The organism is Prevotella sp. tc2-28 (assembly GCF_900107705.1).
In the GTDB taxonomy this organism is placed as follows: Bacteria; Bacteroidota; Bacteroidia; order Bacteroidales; family Bacteroidaceae; genus Prevotella.
This window is the reverse complement of record NZ_FNRE01000007.1, coordinates 27,898-48,482: the sequence shown is the minus strand read 5'-3', so window position 1 is coordinate 48,482 and position 20,585 is coordinate 27,898. Positions and strand designations below refer to the sequence as shown.

Below are 20,585 nucleotides of genomic sequence, written 5' to 3'. Positions count from 1 at the left end.
TTGTAAATTATCATGGCATTAGTAAACATACATTTTTTGAACCTGCAGAACAACTACTTGTTCGCTGACATTGCCAAGAAGGTCAATGCCTTCAAGGTGATGCACCCCAAGGCCGACGTCATCTCGCTCGGTATCGGTGATGTCACACAGCCGCTCTGTCCTGCCGTCGTCGAGGCGATGCATAAGGCCGTCGACGAGATGGCAACAGCTGACGGATTCAGAGGTTATGGACCCGAGCAAGGATACGAATTCCTGCGTGAAGCTATCGTGAAGAACGACTTTGCACCGCGCGGCGTGCGCCTCAGTCTCGACGAGGTCTTCATCAACGACGGAGCCAAGAGTGACACGGGCAACTTCCAGGAGTTGCTGCACTGGGATAACTTCATCGGCGTCACCGATCCCATCTATCCTGTCTACATCGACTCGAACGTGATGATAGGTCGCTGCGGCACTTATCGTGACGGTCGCTGGAGCAACGTGAGATATATGCCCACGACGGCTGAGAACGGCTTTGTTCCCGAACTGCCTAAGGGCCGTCCGGTCGACGTCATCTACCTCTGTTTCCCTAACAACCCGACGGGTACGGTCATCAGCAAGCAGGAACTGCGCAAGTGGGTGAACTACGCTTTGAAGAACGATGCCCTCATCCTGTTTGATGCTGCTTATCAGGCTTATATCCAAGACCCCGATATTCCGCACAGCATCTACGAGATTCGCGGTGCCCGCAAGTGTGCCGTCGAGTTCCGCTCGTTCTCCAAGACGGCAGGATTTACAGGTGTCCGCTGCGGCTATACCATCGTGCCTAAGGATGTTAGCGTATCGACTTTTGAGGGCGAACGGATTTCCCTAAACCAGCTGTGGCTGCGCCGTCAGTGCACCAAGTTCAACGGCACCAGCTATATCTCCCAGCGCGCTGCCGAAGCCATCTACTCGCCGGAAGGCAAGCAGCAGGTGCAGCAGACCATCGACTACTATATGCAGAACGCAGCCCACATGCTCGATGTATTGCGAAAGCTCGGCTACGAGTGCTATGGTGGCGAAAATGCCCCCTACATCTGGATGCGCACGCCCGACGGCACTACCTCATGGCAGTTCTTCGAGGCACTGCTCTACGGAGCCAATGTCGTCTGTACGCCGGGTGTAGGATTCGGTCCCAGCGGCGAGGGCTACGTGCGCTTCACCGCCTTCGGCAGTCATGACCGCACCGAGGAAGCACTAAAGCGCATCAAAGAATGGTCCAATAAATAAATTGTAAATCGCAAAATAAATTGTCAAATAGTAAATTATCCAATTGTAAATTAACATGATGGAAACATTAAGATTTCAGGTTGTCGGTGATGCTTTCAAGAAGAAGCCGCTCGACGTAAAAACACCTAGTGAGAGACCCGCATCGTATTTTGGCAAGAAGGTCTTCAACCGTGAGAAAATGTATAAGTACCTGTCCAAGGACGTGTACGAGAAGATGATTGACGTGATGGACAGCGGTGCACGCCTCGACCGCGACGTGGCAGACGCCGTTGCTGCCGGCATGAAGCAGTGGGCTACGGAGAATGGCGTGACGCACTATACCCACTGGTTCCAGCCGCTGACCGAGGGCACTGCCGAGAAGCATGACTCCTTCATCGAGCACGACGGCAAGGGCGGCATGGTCGAGGAGTTCAGCGGCAAGTTGCTCGTTCAGCAGGAACCCGATGCCTCGTCGTTCCCCAGCGGTGGTATTCGTTCCACTTTCGAAGCCCGCGGCTACTCGGCCTGGGATCCCACGTCGCCAGTGTTTATCATCGACGACACACTGTGCATCCCGACCGTATTCATCAGTTACACCGGCGAGGCACTCGACTACAAGGCTCCGCTGCTGCGTGCCCTGCATGCTGTCAACGTGGCCGCAACGGAAGTGTGTCATTATTTCGATCCGGAAGTCAAGAAGGTTACCTCAAACCTCGGCTGGGAACAGGAATATTTCCTCGTCGACGAAGGCCTTTACTCTGCCCGTCCTGACCTGTTGCTCACCGGTCGCACGCTGATGGGGCACGACTCTGCCAAGAACCAGCAGATGGACGACCACTATTTCGGTGCTATCCCCGAGCGTGTCGCAGCCTTCATGCGTGAACTGGAAATCACAGCTCTCGAACTGGGCGTCCCTTGTAAGACACGTCATAACGAGGTGGCTCCCAACCAGTTTGAGTTAGCTCCTATCTTCGAGGAAACCAACCTGGCTGTCGACCATAACATGCTGCTGATGTCTGTGATGAAACGGGTTGCACGCAAACACGGCTTCCGCGTACTGCTTCATGAGAAGCCCTTCGATGGTATCAACGGCTCGGGAAAACACAACAACTGGTCACTCTCTACGGATAACGGTGTCCTGCTGCATGCGCCAGGCAAGACGCCCGAGCAGAACCTGCGCTTCGCTACCTTCATCGTCGAAACACTGATGGGTGTTTATCGTCATAACGGACTGCTGAAGGCCAGCATCATGTCGGCTACCAACGCTCATCGTCTGGGCGCCAACGAGGCACCGCCAGCCATCATCTCGTCCTTCCTCGGTAAGCAGGTCAGCGAATTGCTCGACCACATCGAGAAGGCTGACGTCAGCGATATCCTCGCTATGGCAGGAAAGCAGGGAATGAAGATGGATATTCCCGAGATTCCCGAACTCTTTATCGACAATACCGACCGCAACCGCACCTCACCATTCGCCTTCACAGGCAACCGCTTCGAGTTCCGTGCCGTAGGTTCTGAGGCCAACTGTGCCTCTGCCATGATTGCGCTGAACAGTGCCGTCGCAGAAGCACTGGTTGACTTCAAGAAGCGTGTCGATGCCCGTATTCCCGAGTTGGAGCAGAAACTGAAGGGTTCCGGACACTCAGCCGTTTTCCACGCCATCATCGAAGTCTTGCGTGATGATATCAAGACTTGCAAGCCCATCCGTTTCGATGGTAACGGCTATTCTGACGAGTGGGTGGAAGAGGCTACCCGACGCGGTCTCGACGTCGAGAAGTCTTGTCCGAAAATCTTTGAGCGTTACTTGGACGACAGCAGTATCCAGATGTTCGAGAGCCTTGGCGTGATGACCAAGAAGGAACTGGAGGCGCGCAATGAGGTGAAGTGGGAAACCTACACCAAGAAGATACAGATTGAAGCGCGTGTGCTCGGTGACCTCTCGATGAACCACATCATCCCTGTTGCCACTCGCTATCAGACACAGCTGCTGCAGAATATCGGCAACATGGCTGTTGTCTTCCCCATCGAAACGGCTGACAAGCTCTCGGCTCGTAATAAGAAGATTATCCAGGAGATTGCCGAGCGAACCAGTACCATCGAAAAGGAGGTTGAAGAACTGGTGGAGGCCCGTAAAAAGGCTAACAAGATTGCCGATGAACATCAGAAGGCCATTGCTTATCACGACGAGGTAGAACCCAAGTTTGACATCATCCGCTATGAGATTGACAAGCTGGAACTGATTGTCGACGACGCCTTGTGGCCGTTGCCCAAGTATCGTGAGTTGCTCTTTATCCGCTAACCAAGCGGATAGAGCACCGGCAAAAAGAAATCGGGAACTCCTTTGTTTAAAGGGATTCCCGATTTTGCTTCGAGGTGCCTGGCGGATTCGAACCGCCGTAGACGGTTTTGCAGACCGTTGACTAAGCCACTCATCCAAGGCACCGAGTGCATGGTGTCAGTACACCAACTCTTGTTAAGCGGATGCAAAATTAATACATTTATTTGAACTGGCAAAATTTTTGGCAGTTTTTTTTCATTTCACAACCGTCACAAGGATTATTCTTACCTTTCAGCGTACCGACAGTGCGCCATAAGGCATAGCAGACGGCAATCAGAAGAATCAGGACGACGATGATGACTTGCATAGGAATGAGGGTAGGGGATTAGGAGCGCAACTTACGGAGCAGCACTTTGTTGATGGCTTGTATCTTGCGCCCGCTCTTTTCAATGTCGCCGCGAATGTCTTCACGTACATTATTTATATTATTAAAGAAATCGCTGAATGCGTTGAGCATCTGGTTGGGCTGTGAGGTGTCCTCGGGTGCATCGGGATTAGTGACGATGCGGATGCCCAGCGGTTCGATGCTGACGTCAATGTCGGTTCCGGTCATGATGGGATCGCCGTCGTAATGGATGGCTCCGGGCTGTTGGCGCCTGATATGGATGCGGTCGGTGCGGAAGGTCTTGATCTTCGAATTGTTGCCCAGCGTCTTCATGAACAGGTCGGCAGCAATCTGTGGCGCCTCCAGGGCGTCAAAGGGTTCCATGATGATGACATCCATTTTTCCGTCCTTCATCGTGGCACCTGGTGCTATATAGGCGTTGTTGCCATATTGCGACGCGTTGGCACAGGCAATCAGGAATGCCTTGTAGTTCATCGTTCCCGTGTCGTCTATAATCTCATAAGTCTCAGGACGGTATCGCAGTCCTTCCTTCAGCACGTTCTCGATATAGGTGATTGGTCCGCGCTTGCCCGCTTCGGCGAACTTCAGCGAGATGAAGGCGTCGAACCCCATGCCGCACGTACAGAAGAAGGGCAGTCCGTTGATGACGCCGTAGTCGAAAGCTTCGATGCGGCACTCGTTGATGAGGGTGAGTGCCTTGCGGATGTCAATGGGAATGCACAGATGGCGCGCCAGTCCGTTGCCCGATCCGCAGGGTATGATGCCCAGTGCGGTCTGCGTATGCACCAGCGAGCGAGCCACCTCGTTCACCGTTCCGTCGCCGCCTACAGCTACGACGATGTCAACGCCGTCGGCTGCACACTGGCGCGCCAGTTCTGCCGCATGTCCGGCATATTCGGTGATGCGCAGGTCGACATCAAACTGCGATTTGTCCAGCAATTCTTCGATTAAAGGCGGAATCTCGTCTTTTTTCTGTGTGCCAGATATCGGGTTGATGATGAAAGTTATCTGCTTTTTCTCATTCGTCATGATGCAAAAATACAAAATAAAGACGAAATCCGCCCCAAAAACGAAAGAAATTTGATGCAAATGATGATTTATCTCAATTTTTGTGCACTTTTTTAATTAAAATGTGTAACTTTGCAAGCTGAAACTAATTAGTAGTTGAAAACTACACCTATATCGATATGGGACAATTACAAGAAAAATACAAACATTATCGTGAGCCTCAGAAGTATATGGAGGCTGATGTGTATCCTTATTTCCGTGCTATCGAGGGCAAACAAGGTACCGAGGTGGAAATGGGCGGACACAAAGTATTGATGTTCGGATCTAACGCATACACCGGTCTTACCGGCGACCAACGTATCATCGATGCTGCCAAGGCTGCACTCGACAAATATGGTTCTGGTTGCGCAGGAAGCCGTTTCCTCAATGGTACGCTTGACCTGCACGTGCAGTTAGAGAAAGAAATTTCAGAATTTATCCATAAAGACGACTGCCTCTGTTTCTCGACAGGCTTCTCTGTCAATCAGGGCGTGTTGGCGATGGTCGTTGGCAAGGACGACTACATCATCTGCGACGATCGTGACCATGCAAGTATTGTGGACGGTCGTCGTTTGTCTTTTGCCAAGCAGTTGCACTACAAGCACAACGACATGGAAGACTTGGAGCGCGTGCTCCAGAAGTTGCCCTACGAGGCTATCAAGCTCATCGTTGTCGACGGTGTGTTCTCAATGGAGGGCGACTTGGCCAAGCTGCCTGAGATTGTCGAGCTGAAGCATAAGTACAACTGTTCTATCATGGTTGACGAGGCTCATGGCATCGGCGTCTTCGGTGATCACGGTCGTGGCGTCTGCGACCATTTCGGACTGACCGACGAGGTTGATCTCATCATGGGAACCTTCTCGAAGTCTTTGGCTTCCATCGGTGGATTCATCGCTTCCGACTGGGACACCATCAACTTCCTGCGTCATACTTGCCGCACCTATATCTTCTCGGCATCCAACACACCTGCAGCCACAGCCGCTGCTATGGAGGCTCTCCACATTCTGCAGAAGGAGCCCGAGCGCATTGAGGCCTTGTGGGACGTTACCCGTTATGCCTTGAAGCGCTTCCGTGAAGAAGGATTTGAGATTGGCGACACCGAGAGCCCCATCATCCCGCTCTATGTTCGTGATGTTGAGAAGACCTTCCTCGTGACGGCACTTGCCTTCAAGGCCGGTGTATTCATCAACCCCGTTATTCCGCCTGCATGTGCTCCTCAGGATACACTGGTACGTTATGCCCTCATGGCTACTCATACCAAGGAGCAGGTTGACCGTTCGGTGGTTGCCTTGAAGAAAATATTCGTAGAACAAGGTATTATTAAGTAAAAATATTGCGGAAAAATTTGCAAGGGTCGCAAAAAATGCGTACCTTTGCAGCCGCAAATTCGGGGCGTAGCGCAGTTGGTAGCGTTCCTGGTTTGGGACCAGGCTGTCGCAGGTTCGAGTCCTGTCGCCCCGACAAAAGCTGAAAAAGTCCGCTAAGCATTCAGTGTTAGCGGACTTTTCTTATTTTATCCTGTCAGGTTCTTATTTCTTGCCCAACCGTACACCGAAGAAGGTTCGGATGTTCCATTTCATGTTGTGCAGTGCCATCGTCTTCTCGTTGCCGTTGTTGGTGAAGTTGAACACCATCGACATGCCGATGAACTTATTGCCCCACTGGCGCACCACAGCACCGCGACCCGTGATGATGACCTCAGGGAAGTGGTAGCGCAGAGGAATGTCGACGTCGCCGTAGGTTATCGATGTGTTGTGGTAGACGATGAAGGTGGGTAGGGCGGAGATATGTAGCAGCCACCCCTGACCGGGCACATAGTTATAGCCATAGCCTGCACCGATGCTCAGGTTGGTAATCTTCAGGCGCATCTGGTTCTCCCAGTCTAGTTCAGCCCGTTGTCCCATGCCTGAGACAGCCAGCAGGACACTGCCTGCCGACTGGCGTTGGATATAGCTCTGCGAGAAGGCTGCGGGATAGGAGAATCTCCTACTGTTGAAGACGTAGAAGGCATTTAGGTTCAGCGTCTTCACCTTCAGTTTGTCGTCGGGCAGCTCTATACGCTCCATACCCTCTTGGTCGTGCCATCCTTTGAAGTTATGAGCGTCCTGATAGACGACATCGAAGCCGAAGCGTCGGCCGTAGCTGTTGATGCTCAGTTCGTAATCGCTGTATTTGCCTGCCAGTTGGGCAGGGTTAAGTGATGCGCTGACAGAGAGACCTAAATAGCTGACACCTAAACTGATAGTCGTTTTTCTCTGCGCCTCCATCTCTGACTTGAAGTGCTGTCCGTTCTCGATGCCCTCCGTTTCTATCTTCGCTCCCGATACGTTCAGTCGAGCCTTGATGGTCCACTTCGTTTCAGGGCGTATGATGTATGCAGTGTCGATGTTACCCTTACGATACCTTCTTGTCATCATTTCATCCAAACGGTGGAAGATGTTCTGGGCGCCGACCTGATGAAAGGCCAGTACCGAGAAGAGGCAGAGTGAGAAAAACTTTTTGTTCATGACATAAGAAAAAACACTGCCATTTCCATTTATCATTCTTTTTGTTTGCATTTCTGGGACCAAAAATACAACAAAATCCGTAAAAATCAAAATTAAAATGATAAAAACATAACACCACCCCCATTTTAATTTGTCTTTGCACCTCCTGTCGAGTAGTCCCTGCGTCTCATTAGTCCGTCCCGACGGACTGCCAGTCCGAACGGGTCGGACTGAGAGTCCGAAGCCTACGGACTCCCGGCTACTATTAATACCCAAGGTTATGGGAAAATAACCTTGGGCTATTTCGTAATAAGGGTACCTTATTGGAGAATAAGCGTTCCTTATTTGCATCAGAAAAAAAGTTTTTTCGATTTTACCCTCACACCCTAACGTCATCCCTCTCAAATGCCGATGTACAGGGCGTTTGAACCACGTTACCCTTTTTCATTCTCCCTCACGTCTCCCTCACATTCTGGGTAACCTATTACATTTTGAGCCTCAGAATTGCAAAATGTGACCCTCCAGAGGCAAAAACGTTAGGGAGACGTGAGGGAGAATCCTTTGTCCCTCACATGCCCAAACGCCCTGTACATCGTGGTTTGACGCAAAAAGGTTAGGGTGTGAGGGTAAAATCGAAATTCCTATTTCTCCGAAAGAAATTTTCGTTACTTTCGGAGAAATTAAATTTCTATTCGGAGTAATTGAAATTACTTTCGGAGAAACGCAAGAAGCAAGATTTCCCCCTTTTTCTTGCTTCCAGTTTCATCATACTCAAAAATAGGATGAGTTAACTCGTTTTATCGATTGAATTAACTCGAAGGATGATTTGAGTTAACTCACGATTTTGGGGAGGTCAATATCTTCATTTTTACATTAAGACGGCTTTAGGCATCTGGATATTCGCCTAAAGCCGTCTATTTGTCTACCTACAGCCATTAAGCCAAGTTATAAAATTTTTACAGGCCTTTTTTTTGTTATATGCCGATTATTCGCTATATTTGTCCCATCAAATATCATAATCAAGTAGATAGGTATGATGGACAAAGCGTTAAGAGAGCGTATCATTGCAATGGTACACCGCGAAGTGGTGCCTGCCATTGGCTGCACAGAGCCGATGTGCGTGGCATTGTGTACGGCGAAAGCCACCGAGAAACTGGGTTGCCGCCCCGACAAGATAGAAGCATTGCTGAGCCCCAATATCCTGAAAAATGCGATGGGGGTTGGTATTCCCGGAACGGGTATGCTGGGTTTGCCCATCGCCATTGCCTTAGGAGCTCTCATCGGCAAGAGCGACTATCAGTTGGAGGTGCTTAAGGACTTGACACCCGAGACGCTCGAAGCTGGAAAGCAATATATTGCCGAGAACCGTATCACCATCAAACAGAAGGAGGGCATCAGCGAGAAGTTGTATGTGGAAATCATCTGCACTTCAGGCGACAAGCAGGCTTCTGCCGTCATTGCCGGAGGACACACACGGTTTGTGGAGGAGGCGTGCATGAAAAGTGAAGTCGTTAGCGGTGAGCGGTTAGCGGTGAGCGGCGATGCCGACGATGTGCCATTGAACCTTCGTCTGGTGTATGATTTCTCCACTTCTGCTCCATTAGAAGAGATCAGTTTCATCATGGAGACGCGTACCTATAATATGAATGCGGCACGCGAGGCGCTGAAAGGCAACTACGGCCATAATCTCGGCAAGAGCATCGAGCGTCCGCTGTCGAAGGGCATCTTCGGCGACAGCATCTATTGCCACATCATCTCCCGGACGGCATCGGCTTGTGATGCGCGTATGGGTGGTGCGATGATTCCGGTGATGTCGAACAGCGGCAGCGGCAACCAGGGCATCTGTGCCACCAATCCCGTATGTGTCTATGCCAAGGAAAACGAGAATACCGAAGAGGAACTTATACGAGCCTTGATGCTTAGTCATCTGACAGCCATCTACATCAAGCAGTCGCTGGGAAAACTCTCGGCACTCTGCGGCTGTGTGGTCGCCAGTATCGGCAGCAGTTGCGGCATCACTTATCTGATGGGCGGCGACTACAACCGTATCTGTGCGTCGGTGAAAAACATGGTCGCCAACCTGACGGGAATGATATGCGACGGTGCCAAGCCATCGTGCTCGTTGAAGATTACCTCTGGTGTTTCTACAGCCTTGCTGTCGGCGCTGCTGGCTATGGAAGGCAAGTGTGTCACTTCGTCGGAAGGCATCGTTGACGACGATGTGGACAAGAGCATTCATAACCTGACGAGTATCGGTGCTGACGCGATGACCAAGACCGACGAGATGATACTAAACATCATGACATCCAAAGACTAAAAAACGATAACAATGGGTTCTTTTTCATCATATGGGGCTTTCCGAGCGTTGAGCGGCTCTAACCGGTGGCAGTGGTTCGCCTGGACCACCATCCTGTCGGTGATGATGATCATGAGTTTCTATTTCGTGGTCACGGGATGGTTTGTGCCCAAGGCCAGGTATCAGGGTTCACACATGGTGACAGTGGTCTATCTGTTCATCCTGCGCTGGATTGTACCTATTGCGCTCATCATCATTTTCCTGGATTCTATGAATATTATCAAAATTTAAAACCATATGAAAACTACGGCACCTCTAACAAAATCCCAGTATGGCATTTATGCCGAATGTATCGCTCACCAGGGCGAAGTTTGTTATCATATTACCTATCTATATAGGCTCGACGGCGGTATGGACGAGCAAAAGCTGAAGGCAGCCATAGAATCTGCCGTAGCTGCTCATCCCACGCTATTTACACGCATAGGGCTGAACGAACAGGGTGACCCGCAGCAGATACTCGATGACAGCGAGTCGTTCAGCCTGGAGGTGGAGCACGTCACCGATATCGAGGCGGAAAAGCAAGGAATGACGGCGCCGTTCGACCTCTATAACGACCGACTGTTCCGCATGCGTCTGCTCAAGGACAGCCAGCATCTCTATTTACTGATAAACGTTCACCATATCATTGCCGACGGAACGTCACTGAAAGTGATACTCGACGACATTGACGCCGCCTATGGAGGCAAGGCCTTGGAACCAGAGGTTATCACCCTGGCTGACGTGGCTCGTCAGGAAGCTGAAAAGCGCCAGACAGCGGCATTCGAGGAAGACAAACAATGGTATGCCAAGAACTTCGACTGCAGCGACACCTTCAGTCAGCTGATTCCAGACCTGGAAGAACCGACGAAGAAAATAGGTACGCTTACCAGAAAGTTGAATGTCGGTATTGACACCATCGAAGCCTTCAGAGAAAAGCAGGGCATCTTCAAGAATACCCTCTTTACCGGTGTGTATGGTTTCCTGATGGCCAAGTATAACAACGAGCAAGAAGCCCTGTTCAGCAGTGTCCATAAAGGACGTCAGAACAAGCAGCTGAAACGCACTTTCGGCATGTTGGTGAAAACGTTCCCCGTCTTCGTGAAATTTAGCGACGACACTACGACACTCGACTTCCTGAAAGCCACACAGGAGCAGATAACGGGTTGTCGGACACACGACAGCTATTCGTTCACCGATGTCATCAGCGACCTGAATCTGCAGATGGGCTCGCTCTTCTCCTGGCACGGAACCGTATTAGACACGGTAGAGATTGCCGGCAAAGCAGCACCGGCTGACGATTTGTGCTATATGTCGGAGGAAATGCCGTTACACGTGCGCGTAACCCAACAGGAAGGGCGTTACTACCTGAGGGCAGAATATAACACAGGGGCTTATTCAGAGCAACTGGTCAGCCAGTTCTTGGAGAGCTACGAAACGGTGCTGGATGCATTCCTCAAGGGAAGTAATCTGCGTGATATCACCATCGTCACCCAGTCGCAGGTGGAACTGCTCGACAGCTTCAACCAAACCGACGTGCCCTACGACACGACGCAGACCATCGTCTCGCTGTTCCGTCAGCAGGTTAAGGCAACGCCGGAAAATATCGCCGTGGTCTACAAGGATAAGCAGTTCACCTATCAAGAGGTGGATGAGTTGTCGGATCGCATAGCAGGATATGTCAGTGAAAAGGTAAAAGTGACCAGTGAAGAGCCAGTAGTCTCTATTCTCATTCCGCGTTCAGAGTGGATGACGATTGCCTCGCTCGGTGTGTTGAAGGCAGGATGCGCCTACCAGCCATTGGATCCGAGTTATCCGAAAGAGCGTCTGAACTTCATGATGCAGGATGCCGATGCCAAGTTGCTGATAGCCGACGAGAAACTGCGCGACATCGTGGATGAATACCAGGGTGGGGTATTGCTGACCAAGGATATCGAGAAACTTCCAACCCTTAGTGCGGAAGAAAAATCTCAAATCTTGAATCTTGATTCTCAAATTAAGCCGAACAGGCTTTTCATCCTGCTCTACACTTCCGGTTCCACAGGTGTTCCCAAAGGTTGTCAGTTGGAGCACGGAAACTTGGTATGTTTCTGCCACTGGTATCAGCGCTACTACGACCTCAAGGCAGGACACCATGTGGCAGCATACGCCAGCTACGGATTCGATGCTAACATGATGGATATGTATCCAGCGCTGACCTGCGGTGCCACGGTCTATATCATTCCTGAGGAACTGCGTCTGGACCTCATCGCCCTGAACGACTATTTCGAGCTGAACCAGATGACTCACTCGTTTATGACAACACAGGTGGGTTATCAGTTTGCCACAAGCATTGAGAACCACTCACTGAAACACCTCTCTGTGGGTGGTGAGAAACTGGTTTCGCTCACTCCTCCCTCGAATGTGTTGCTGACGAATATCTACGGACCGACCGAAAGTACCGTCTGCATTACCCACTTCGACGTAACGAAGACCATAAAGGACATTCCGATTGGTAAGGCGTTGGACAACGTCAAGCTGTATATTGTTGACGCAGCAGGACATCGGTTGCCTGTAGGTGCTGCAGGCGAACTCTGGGTGAGTGGTCCACAGGTAACTCGCGGTTACCTTAACCGTCCGGAAAAGACCGCCGAGGTATATATAGACAACCCGTTCAGCGACGAACCGAAGTATTCACGCATCTATCGTACCGGCGACATCGTGCGCTATCTGCCGGAAGGCGATATCCAGTTCGTCGGACGTAAGGACGGACAGGTGAAGATTCGCGGTTTCCGTATCGAGTTGAAGGAGGTTGAGGCCGTCATCCGCCAGTTCCCGGGAATCAAGGACGCTACCGTACAAGCTTTCGACGAGGACGGTGGCGGCAAGTTCATTGCTGCTTATGTCGTTTCTGACGAGACCGTTGACATCCAGGCATTGAACGACTTCATCATGGAGGAAAAGCCTCCTTACATGGTGCCTGCCGTCACGATGCAGATTGACGCCATTCCTTTGAACCAGAACCAGAAGGTGAACAAGAAGGCGTTGCCGAAACCAGAGAAGAAAGCTGTAGACGTGGAGGCAGAAGCCAACGTACCTATGAATGTGCTGGAACAGGAAATCCACGATATCATCGCACAAATCATCAACACCGAGGACTTTGGTATCACGACGATATTGGGCTATGTGGGCCTGACATCTATCATGTCCATCAAACTGGCCATTCAGATCAACAAGCGCTTTGGCGTGACGTTGGACTCCAAGGCGCTGGCGAAGTCAGGCAGTGTGCAAGGTATTGAGAACGAGATACTGAAGGCTCTGATGAGCGGAAGCGCCACCAAGCAGGAAACTGCCGAGGTGGAGCATGCCGACATGAGTAACATTCCGCTGTCGTACGCTCAGATGGGTGTCTATGTGGATTCCATCAAGAACCCCGAATCAACGATCTATAACACACCAGTCATAGCCCGTTTCCCCAAGGACGTGGATATCCCACTGCTTTCCAAGTCGGTGGAGACACTCGTCAAGACGCATCCTATGCTGCAGGCGCATTTCGGAAGTGCTGGGGCTGACATCATACAGATTGTCGATACGGAGCAACCTATAGAAATTACGCAAAGCCAGTGTAAAGAGGCTGACATCCCTCGTTACAAATGGGAATTCGTCAAGCCGTTCAACCTGCGCCAAGGACCGCTATACCACATAGAGATTGTCACAACCGAACAAGCAGTCTATCTGATGATGGATATTCACCACCTCGTTGTGGACGGCGGTTCGTTCGATATCTTGCTGGCGCAACTGTTTGACCTGCTCAACGGTAAGGAGATAGAACCCGAGACCTTCACCTATGCTGACTTCGTGGCTGCCCAGAAAGCGGCAGAAAGCAGTGAGGAATATGCTGCCGCACACCGCTTCTTCCAGGAGCGGCTGGGTAATGTCGAAGGTGCTACGGAAGTACCGTCCGACCTTACAAATCCTGTGGATCAAGGCACTGTAGGAACCATCTACACGCCGTTGGATTTCGATGCCATTGAGCAATTCTGTCATCAGCATAACATCTCCCCGGCACACCACCTGCTTGCCGCCACCTTCTACACACTGGCACGGTTTACCAACAATGAGCAGCTGTGCATTGCCACCATCAGTAACGGACGCTCCGACCTGCGCATCAGCAATACCGTCGGCATGTTTGTCAACACGCTGGCGCTGAGTGCGGAGATTGGCGAACAGAGCGTGATGGAATTCCTGGACGAGACAAGCCGTAACTTCGACGAGACGCTGCGCCACGAGACTTACCCGTTTGCCCGCGTCGCCGCCGACTATGACCTGTCGGCAGAAATCATGTTCGCCTACCAGATGGGCGTATTGGATGATTTGCAGTACAAGGGAGTGACCGTGCCCGTTGATACTTTCGAGTCGGACACCCCCAAGTTCCGCATATCCCTCTTTATACAGAATGACGAGAAGGGACAGCCCAGCATCTGTCTGCAATACGACAAGGGACGCTACAGTCAGGGAATGATGGAAAGCTTCGCGCACTCCATCCGCAATGCTGCGAACGCCTTCATCAGTCAGCCGGACATCCCGCTGAAGAGCGTGTCGCTGCTCGACGACGGGCAAGTTGCCTTGCTGGACAGCTTCAACCAGACCGACGTGCCTTACGACACGACGCAGACCATCGTCTCGCTGTTCCGCCATCAGGTGCAGCAGACTCCAGACAATATGGCTGTGGTCTATCACGACAACCACTACACCTATCGCCAGGTGGACGACATCACAGAGCGCATCGCGGCTTACCTCGTTTCAAAAGGAATGGGACGTGAGGATGTGGTGTCTATCATTATTCCGCGTTGCGAGTGGATGCCCATTGCTGCTCTTGGTGTGCTGAAGGCAGGATGTGCCTATCAGCCATTGGATCCGAGCTATCCCGCAGAGCGTCTGAACTTCATGATCCAGGATGCGTCAGCCAAGATGCTCATTGCCGACGAGTCGTTGCGTGATATCGTGAGCGAGTATCATGGCGATGTGCTGCTGACGAAGGATATCTTCGACCTGCCTGCTGTCAGCAAGCCCGTCGATGTCACCGTCAAACCCGAAGACCTCTTTATCCTGCTCTACACCTCCGGTTCCACGGGTGTGCCCAAGGGTTGTCAGTTGGAACACGGCAACCTGGCTGCGTTCTGCCACTGGTACCAGCGTCGTTTCGAACTGCGCGCAGAGCATCGTACATCATGCTACGCCAGCTACGGTTTCGACTGTTGTATGATGGATATGTATCCCGCGCTGACCTGCGGAGCCTGTGTCTATATCATCGGCGATGATATTCGTCTGACGCTGCCAGAGGTGAATGCCTATTTCAACGAGAATCACATCACGCACTCGTTTATGACCACGCAGGTTGCCTATCAGTTTGCCACCAACATGGACAACCACTCGCTGCTGCACTTGATAGCGGCAGGTGAGAAGCTGGCTTCGATGGCACCACCGGCCAACTTCAAGATGCACAACGGCTACGGTCCCACAGAAGGTACCATCCTCATCACAGAATATGAGGTGGCTGAGGAACTCAAGGACATCCCCGTAGGAAAGCCGCTGGACAACTCGCGCCTGTATATCGTAGACAAGCAGTTCAACCGTCTGCCGCCAGGAGCGCTGGGCGAGCTGTGGATCAGTGGTGCGCACGTCACCAGAAGTTACCTCAACAGACCGGAGAAGACCGCAGAGGTCTATCTGCAGAACCCGTTCAGCGACGAACCGAAATACTCGCGCATCTACCGCACCGGCGACATCGTGCGCTATCAGCCCGACGGAAACATCCAGTTTGCGGGACGTAAGGACGGACAGGTGAAGATTCGCGGCTTCCGCATCGAGCTGAAGGAGGTCGAGGCCGTCATCCGACAGTTCCCCGGCATCAAGGATGTCACCGTGCAGGCCTTTGAATACGAGAACGGCGGAAAATACATCGCCGCCTACATCGTCAGCGACAAACAGGTGGATATCAAGGAGCTGAACGCCTTCATCGGACAGCAGAAGCCTCCTTACATGATTCCTGCTGCCACGATGCAGATTGACGCTATTCCGCTGAACCAGAACCAGAAGGTGAACCGCAAGGCTCTGCCTGCTCCCGTCATCCTGGCTTCCGATCACGAATATGTGGCTCCTGCCAACGAAACGGAACGGCAGTTCTGCGACATCTTCAGGGATATTATCGCCGTCGACAAGATAGGTGCTACCGATAACTTCTTCGACCTGGGAGGAACCTCACTCATGGTGACAAAGGTCATCATCGAGGCCGACAAGATGGGTTACCATGTGGCTTATGGAGATGTGTTCACACACCCGACACCACGTCTGCTGGCGCAGTTTGTGAGCGGAGAAACTCCCATCGACAACACAGACGTCGAGGTAAGCAGTTTTGACTATACTGGCATTGACGCTCTCCTGCAACATAACAATGTGGAAACGTTCCTCAAGGGCGAGCGGCAACCATTGGGCAATGTGCTCCTTACCGGTGCAACCGGCTATTTAGGCATCCATGTGCTACGCGAACTCATTGAAACAGATGCCACAACCATCACGTGTCTCGTTCGTGGAAAAGACCTGCCTACCGCTGAGCATCGTTTGAAGAACCTGCTGTTCTACTATTTCGAGAAGTCATTTAAGGAGCTCTTCGGTACTCGTATCTTGGTGGTGACTGGCGACGTGACACAAGACCTCACAACGCTTACTTCTGAATCCTCACCTCTCACTTCAAAGATTGACACCGTATTCAACTGTGCTGCTAACGTGAAACACTTCTCAAAGGGAACCGACATCGAGGATGTAAACATCGGTGGTGCCCAGCGTTGCGTGGAGTTCTGTTTGAAGAGCGGAGCACGACTGGTACATGTTTCGACCACCTCCATTGCTGAGATATGGATTGATCACGGTGACGGCAGTCAGGTACCTATGCTCACTGAGCGCAAGCTGTGGTTCGGTCAGTTCTTGGACAACCGCTATATTCACTCTAAGTTCCTGGCGGAGCGGCTCGTGCTTGATGCTGTTGCCCATCACGGTCTCTCGGCAAAAATCATGCGTGTGGGTAATCTGGCGTCACGTAGTTATGACGGTGAGTTCCAGGCTAACTTCAACAGCAATAGTTTCATGGGACGACTCAAGGTGTTCTACACGCTTGGCTGCTGTCCTTATGACGGTTATGACGAAATTACCGAGATGTCTCCTATTGACGAGACTGCAAAGGCTGTGGTGCTTCTTGCTACCACACCCAAGGAGTGTACGGTATTCCAGCCATTCAACAACCACACAGAGCTCTTTGGCGACGTGCTACAACTGATGAATAAGGTTGGAAAAGAGATACGCTTTGTGGAAAATGACGAATTCGAGAAGGCACTCGCCGAAGCTGGTCAAGACCCGGAGAAGGCAAAGCTGCTCTCCGCCATGATGGCTTATCAGGATATGACTCACGGACAAAAAGCAGTCTTAATAGATCGCGATAACCGTTACACTTGTGCGGTGCTGCATCGTCTCGGATTCCATTGGAGCGATACTGCGTGGGATTACGTTGAACGCCTGTTAACTGCTATTTCGGGCTTCGGTTATTTTGACGAGTGATCGTCAAAATAACCGACTGAGCTCGTCGATGATGTCGCAAGCAACTGCTTGCTTGGGCTTGCGCTCATAGTCGCGTTGCCCATTACGGTCGATGATGCTTATCTGGTTTTCGTCAGACTGGAAGCAAGTGCCTGGGTTGCGCAGCGAGTTGAGCACGATAAAGTCGAGGTTTTTCTTGGCAAGTTTCTTCTGGGCGTTTGCCTCTTCGTCGTTTGTCTCGAGGGCAAAGCCTGCCATTACCTGGTGGGCTTGCTTCATCTGCCCCAACTGGGCTGCAATGTCGTGGGTCGGTTGCAGGTGAATGACAAGGTCGTCGTTGCCACGCTTGATTTTCTGATCCGCAATGGTCTGGGGACGGAAATCAGCAACGGCGGCACAAAGAATGGCTGCATCCTGTTGCGGGAAATGCTGGATGGCTGCTTGGTACATCTCCTCGCACGACTCAACGTCGATGCGGTTGACGAGATGGGCGTAACAAGGAGACAGTTGCGTATGGACAGGACCAGCGATGAGCGTCACATCTGCTCCACGACGGGCACACTCCTCAGCTAAGGCAAACCCCATCTTTCCACTACTGTAATTGCCTATGAACCGCACAGGATCTATCTTCTCATAGGTCGGTCCAGCCGTTATCATGATGCGTTTACCTTGCAGGTCTTTACGCTCGAAATAATGGTCGAGATAAGCTACGATGTTATCCGGCTCCTCCATACGTCCCTTGCCCTCCAGACCGGAGGCAAGGAATCCGCTGGCGGGTTCGATGATGTGATTGCCGAAGGAAAGCAATCGTTGCATGTTCTGCTGGGTAGTCGGATGCTGGTACATGTCAAGATCCATAGCGGGTGCGATAAACACAGGAGCCTTCATGGACAGGTAGGTTGTAATCAGCATGTTATCGGCAATGCCATTGGCCATCTTCCCTAAGGTGGAAGCGGTGCATGGCGCTATCAGCATAGCGTCGGCCCAAAGGCCAAGTTTGACGTGTGAATTCCAAGTGCCGTCACGTTGCGAGAAGAATTCGCTGACAACCGGTTTCTGCGTGAGTGCCGACAAAGTGATGGGAGTGATGAATTCCTTACCTGCCGGCGTGATAACAACCTGCACTTCGGCACCGGCCTTGATGAGTCCGCGGATAATATAGCATGCCTTATAGGCTGCTATAGAACCCGTGATACCTAATACGATTTTCTTTCCCTTCAGCATTTCGGTTTATTTCTGAGCTTCACGAAGACGGATGCGCGTGAGAACTTGCTTGGTATTGTAGGTAAAATCGCCACCGATAATCCAGCCATAATAGCCTGGATCGAGGCGAAGCACGTCGGCAACAGCCTTGCCCTTGTACTTGCCGAAGTTAAACACCTCAGTACGTTGGCCGTTGACTTCTGCCCACACGATGCGGCCTGCGAAGTCGACATTGTCGTTGAGCTTGGAGAAATCTGCCAATGCCTGCATATCGTTAGGGAGAACCTTTTCAGGATCTTCGTTAGCCCCCGGTGCATACTTGTCAAGCTCGCCCATCAGAACACGATAGGTTGCCTCTGTGTCCTGATCGGCACGGTGAGCTTCGAAATCCTCTTCCATCTTGCGCCCGCAGTAGAACTTATAAGCTGCTGCAAGGTTGCGACGTTCCATGCGGTGGAAAATGGTCTGGACGTCGATGAGGCGACTCTTGGAGAAATCAAAGTCGATGCCGGCGCGTAGGAACTCCTCAGCCAGCAAGGGAACATCGAAGTGGTTAGAGTTGAATCCTGCGATGTCGGAACCAGCGAAGACCTCGCTCAGCTTGGCAGCCAGTTGTTTGAAGGTTGGCTTGTCCTTGACATCGTCGTTGGTGATGCCCGTTAGCTGCTCTATCTCCACGGGAATGGCTTTCTCGGGGTTGATAAGTTCGTCGCCGCGTACTTCGCGTCCGTCAGGATATATTTTAATGTATGACAATTGGATGACACGTTCCTTGACGATGTCAAGGCCCGTTGTTTCCAAATCGAAAATCACGAGTGGTTTTTGTAAGTTAAGTTTCACTGTTCTATATGGTTAAATATCAATTAATCATTAATCAGCATCGGCATCATCAGCATCAGTACGTCCTGACCCTCAGGCTGTTCGGAAGGTAATACGAGACCGGCACGACTTGGGTCGGCCAACTGAATGATAACATCATTACAGTCGAAATTACTGAGAATCTCGATGAATGAAGAACCCTTGAAGCCAATAGACATGGGTTGCCCGTTATAATCGCAAGACAGACGTTCAGTTGCTGTCTTGGAGAAATCATAGTCCTCAGCATCAAGTTGCAGACGACCGTTTTCCACATGGAAACGGATGAGATTGCTGGAGTCGTTGGCGAAAGGCTGTACGCGACGAAGAGCAGCAAGCAGACCGAGTCGGTCGACGGTAATCTGGTTGGGGTTGTTCTGGGGAATGACAGAATTATAATTAGGATAACGGCCTTCGATAAGACGGCAGATGAGCTCGCCTTCACCATAGTTAATCTGTGCATTACGCTCATCGAAGCGGATGGTGACATCGCCACCGTCCTTACCTAGCAGATTCTTCAGTAAGGAAGCTGGTTTCTTGGGCAGGATGAAGGCGGCAGGTTGCTGGCCCTGGATGGACATAATCTTGTTGCGTACCAGTTTGTGACCATCTGAAGCGACGATAGAAAGACATTCAGCGGTGAGGTCGAAGTATATGCCGTTCATGACAGGGCGCAACTCGTCTTGAGCCGTAGCAAACAAGGTACGGTTAATGTTTTCTGCCAACAGTGCATTAGAGATGACAATTTCGTTGGCTCCGAAAGAAATACCTTGAGGCTGGGGGAACTCGTCAGCATTCTCGACAGGCAGTGAGAACAGACCATTCTGGTAAGAAATCTTTGCCAAGTTAGTCTGTAGGTCGACATCAAACGTGATGGGTTGCTCGGAGAAACCCTTGACGGCTTCCAACAAATCATGGTTGCCGATGGCGAAGCGGCCACTGGCATCGCATTCTGTCAGGTCGAGTTGCGTCTTCATGACGTTCTCGCTGTCCGAGGCGGTAAGATAGAGCACGTTGTCGTGGATGTCGAACAGGAAATCTGCCAAGATGGGCAGTGAATTCTTGCTGTTGATGACTCTTGAAAGAGCATTTAGTCGGCTGCTGAGTGCAGTGCTTGATACGGTAAATCTCATGAGTATTTATATTTTAAGTTTCTTTATTCTTCTTAATTGAGCACAAAAATAC

11 protein-coding genes and 2 tRNA genes are annotated in these 20,585 nt (G+C 51.3%); 7 read left to right on the top strand and 6 right to left on the bottom strand.

The window, feature by feature from the left end; genetic code table 11:
• The first annotated feature begins 12 nt into the window (after nucleotides 1-12).
• Nucleotides 13-1,248: an LL-diaminopimelate aminotransferase gene (locus BLU47_RS07665; RefSeq protein WP_091960705.1), complete on the top strand. Its 1,236-nt coding sequence runs from the start codon at nucleotides 13-15 to the stop codon at nucleotides 1,246-1,248.
• 58 nt (nucleotides 1,249-1,306) lie between these two features.
• Nucleotides 1,307-3,523 (top strand): glutamine synthetase III family protein, encoded by a 2,217-nt coding sequence (locus BLU47_RS07660; RefSeq protein ID WP_091961046.1) that lies wholly within the window; start codon nucleotides 1,307-1,309, stop codon nucleotides 3,521-3,523.
• Nucleotides 3,524-3,595: 72 nt separating this feature from the next.
• Here the strand turns inward: BLU47_RS07660 and BLU47_RS07655 are convergent.
• Together BLU47_RS07655 and BLU47_RS07650 are read right to left on the bottom strand one after the other, a co-directional pair.
• A tRNA-Cys gene (locus BLU47_RS07655) sits at nucleotides 3,596-3,667 on the bottom strand.
• Between the two features lie 220 nt (nucleotides 3,668-3,887).
• A complete protein-coding gene (locus tag BLU47_RS07650; RefSeq protein ID WP_091960702.1) occupies nucleotides 3,888-4,937 on the bottom strand; it encodes a diacylglycerol/lipid kinase family protein in 1,050 nt (349 codons plus the stop codon).
• A gap of 158 nt (nucleotides 4,938-5,095) precedes the next feature.
• On the opposite strand from BLU47_RS07650, the gene BLU47_RS07645 reads away from it, so the two are divergent.
• Both BLU47_RS07645 and BLU47_RS07640 read left to right on the top strand, forming a co-directional pair.
• A complete protein-coding gene (locus BLU47_RS07645) occupies nucleotides 5,096-6,283 on the top strand; it encodes a serine palmitoyltransferase (RefSeq protein ID WP_091960699.1) in 1,188 nt (395 codons plus the stop codon).
• A 60-nt stretch (nucleotides 6,284-6,343) separates the two neighbouring features.
• A tRNA-Pro gene (locus BLU47_RS07640) sits at nucleotides 6,344-6,416 on the top strand.
• 68 nt (nucleotides 6,417-6,484) lie between these two features.
• Here BLU47_RS07640 and BLU47_RS07635 read toward each other — a convergent pair.
• The gene (locus BLU47_RS07635) at nucleotides 6,485-7,462 is read right to left on the bottom strand and encodes a DUF4421 family protein (RefSeq protein ID WP_176780497.1); all 978 of its coding nucleotides are present in this window, start codon (nucleotides 7,460-7,462) and stop codon (nucleotides 6,485-6,487) included.
• Between the two features lie 1,012 nt (nucleotides 7,463-8,474).
• Here BLU47_RS07635 and BLU47_RS07630 point away from each other — a divergent pair.
• From BLU47_RS07630 to BLU47_RS07620, 3 genes are read left to right on the top strand one after another with little or no spacing between them, the layout of a single operon-like run.
• Nucleotides 8,475-9,758, top strand: a complete 1,284-nt coding sequence (locus BLU47_RS07630; protein ID WP_091960694.1) for an L-cysteine desulfidase family protein — start codon at nucleotides 8,475-8,477, stop codon at nucleotides 9,756-9,758.
• A gap of 12 nt (nucleotides 9,759-9,770) precedes the next feature.
• Nucleotides 9,771-10,028 carry a hypothetical protein gene (locus tag BLU47_RS07625; RefSeq protein WP_143025501.1) on the top strand — a complete coding sequence of 86 codons (258 nt, stop codon included), beginning with the start codon at nucleotides 9,771-9,773 and terminating at the stop codon, nucleotides 10,026-10,028.
• Between the two features lie 6 nt (nucleotides 10,029-10,034).
• Nucleotides 10,035-17,363, top strand: coding sequence for a non-ribosomal peptide synthetase (locus BLU47_RS07620; protein ID WP_091960688.1), 7,329 nt, complete (start codon nucleotides 10,035-10,037; stop codon nucleotides 17,361-17,363).
• Between the two features lie 3 nt (nucleotides 17,364-17,366).
• Here the strand turns inward: BLU47_RS07620 and coaBC are convergent, their stop codons facing one another.
• Genes coaBC through dnaN form a run of 3 tightly spaced genes read right to left on the bottom strand, consistent with a single transcriptional unit; the run spans nucleotide 17,367 to nucleotide 20,533 of the window.
• The gene (coaBC, locus tag BLU47_RS07615) at nucleotides 17,367-18,566 is read right to left on the bottom strand and encodes a bifunctional phosphopantothenoylcysteine decarboxylase/phosphopantothenate--cysteine ligase CoaBC (RefSeq protein WP_091960686.1); all 1,200 of its coding nucleotides are present in this window, start codon (nucleotides 18,564-18,566) and stop codon (nucleotides 17,367-17,369) included.
• Nucleotides 18,567-18,572: 6 nt separating this feature from the next.
• Nucleotides 18,573-19,385 (bottom strand): 3'-5' exonuclease, encoded by an 813-nt coding sequence (locus BLU47_RS07610; protein ID WP_091960684.1) that lies wholly within the window; start codon nucleotides 19,383-19,385, stop codon nucleotides 18,573-18,575.
• Between the two features lie 23 nt (nucleotides 19,386-19,408).
• The gene (dnaN, locus tag BLU47_RS07605) at nucleotides 19,409-20,533 is read right to left on the bottom strand and encodes a DNA polymerase III subunit beta (RefSeq protein WP_091960682.1); all 1,125 of its coding nucleotides are present in this window, start codon (nucleotides 20,531-20,533) and stop codon (nucleotides 19,409-19,411) included.
• Nucleotides 20,534-20,585 lie beyond the last annotated feature (52 nt).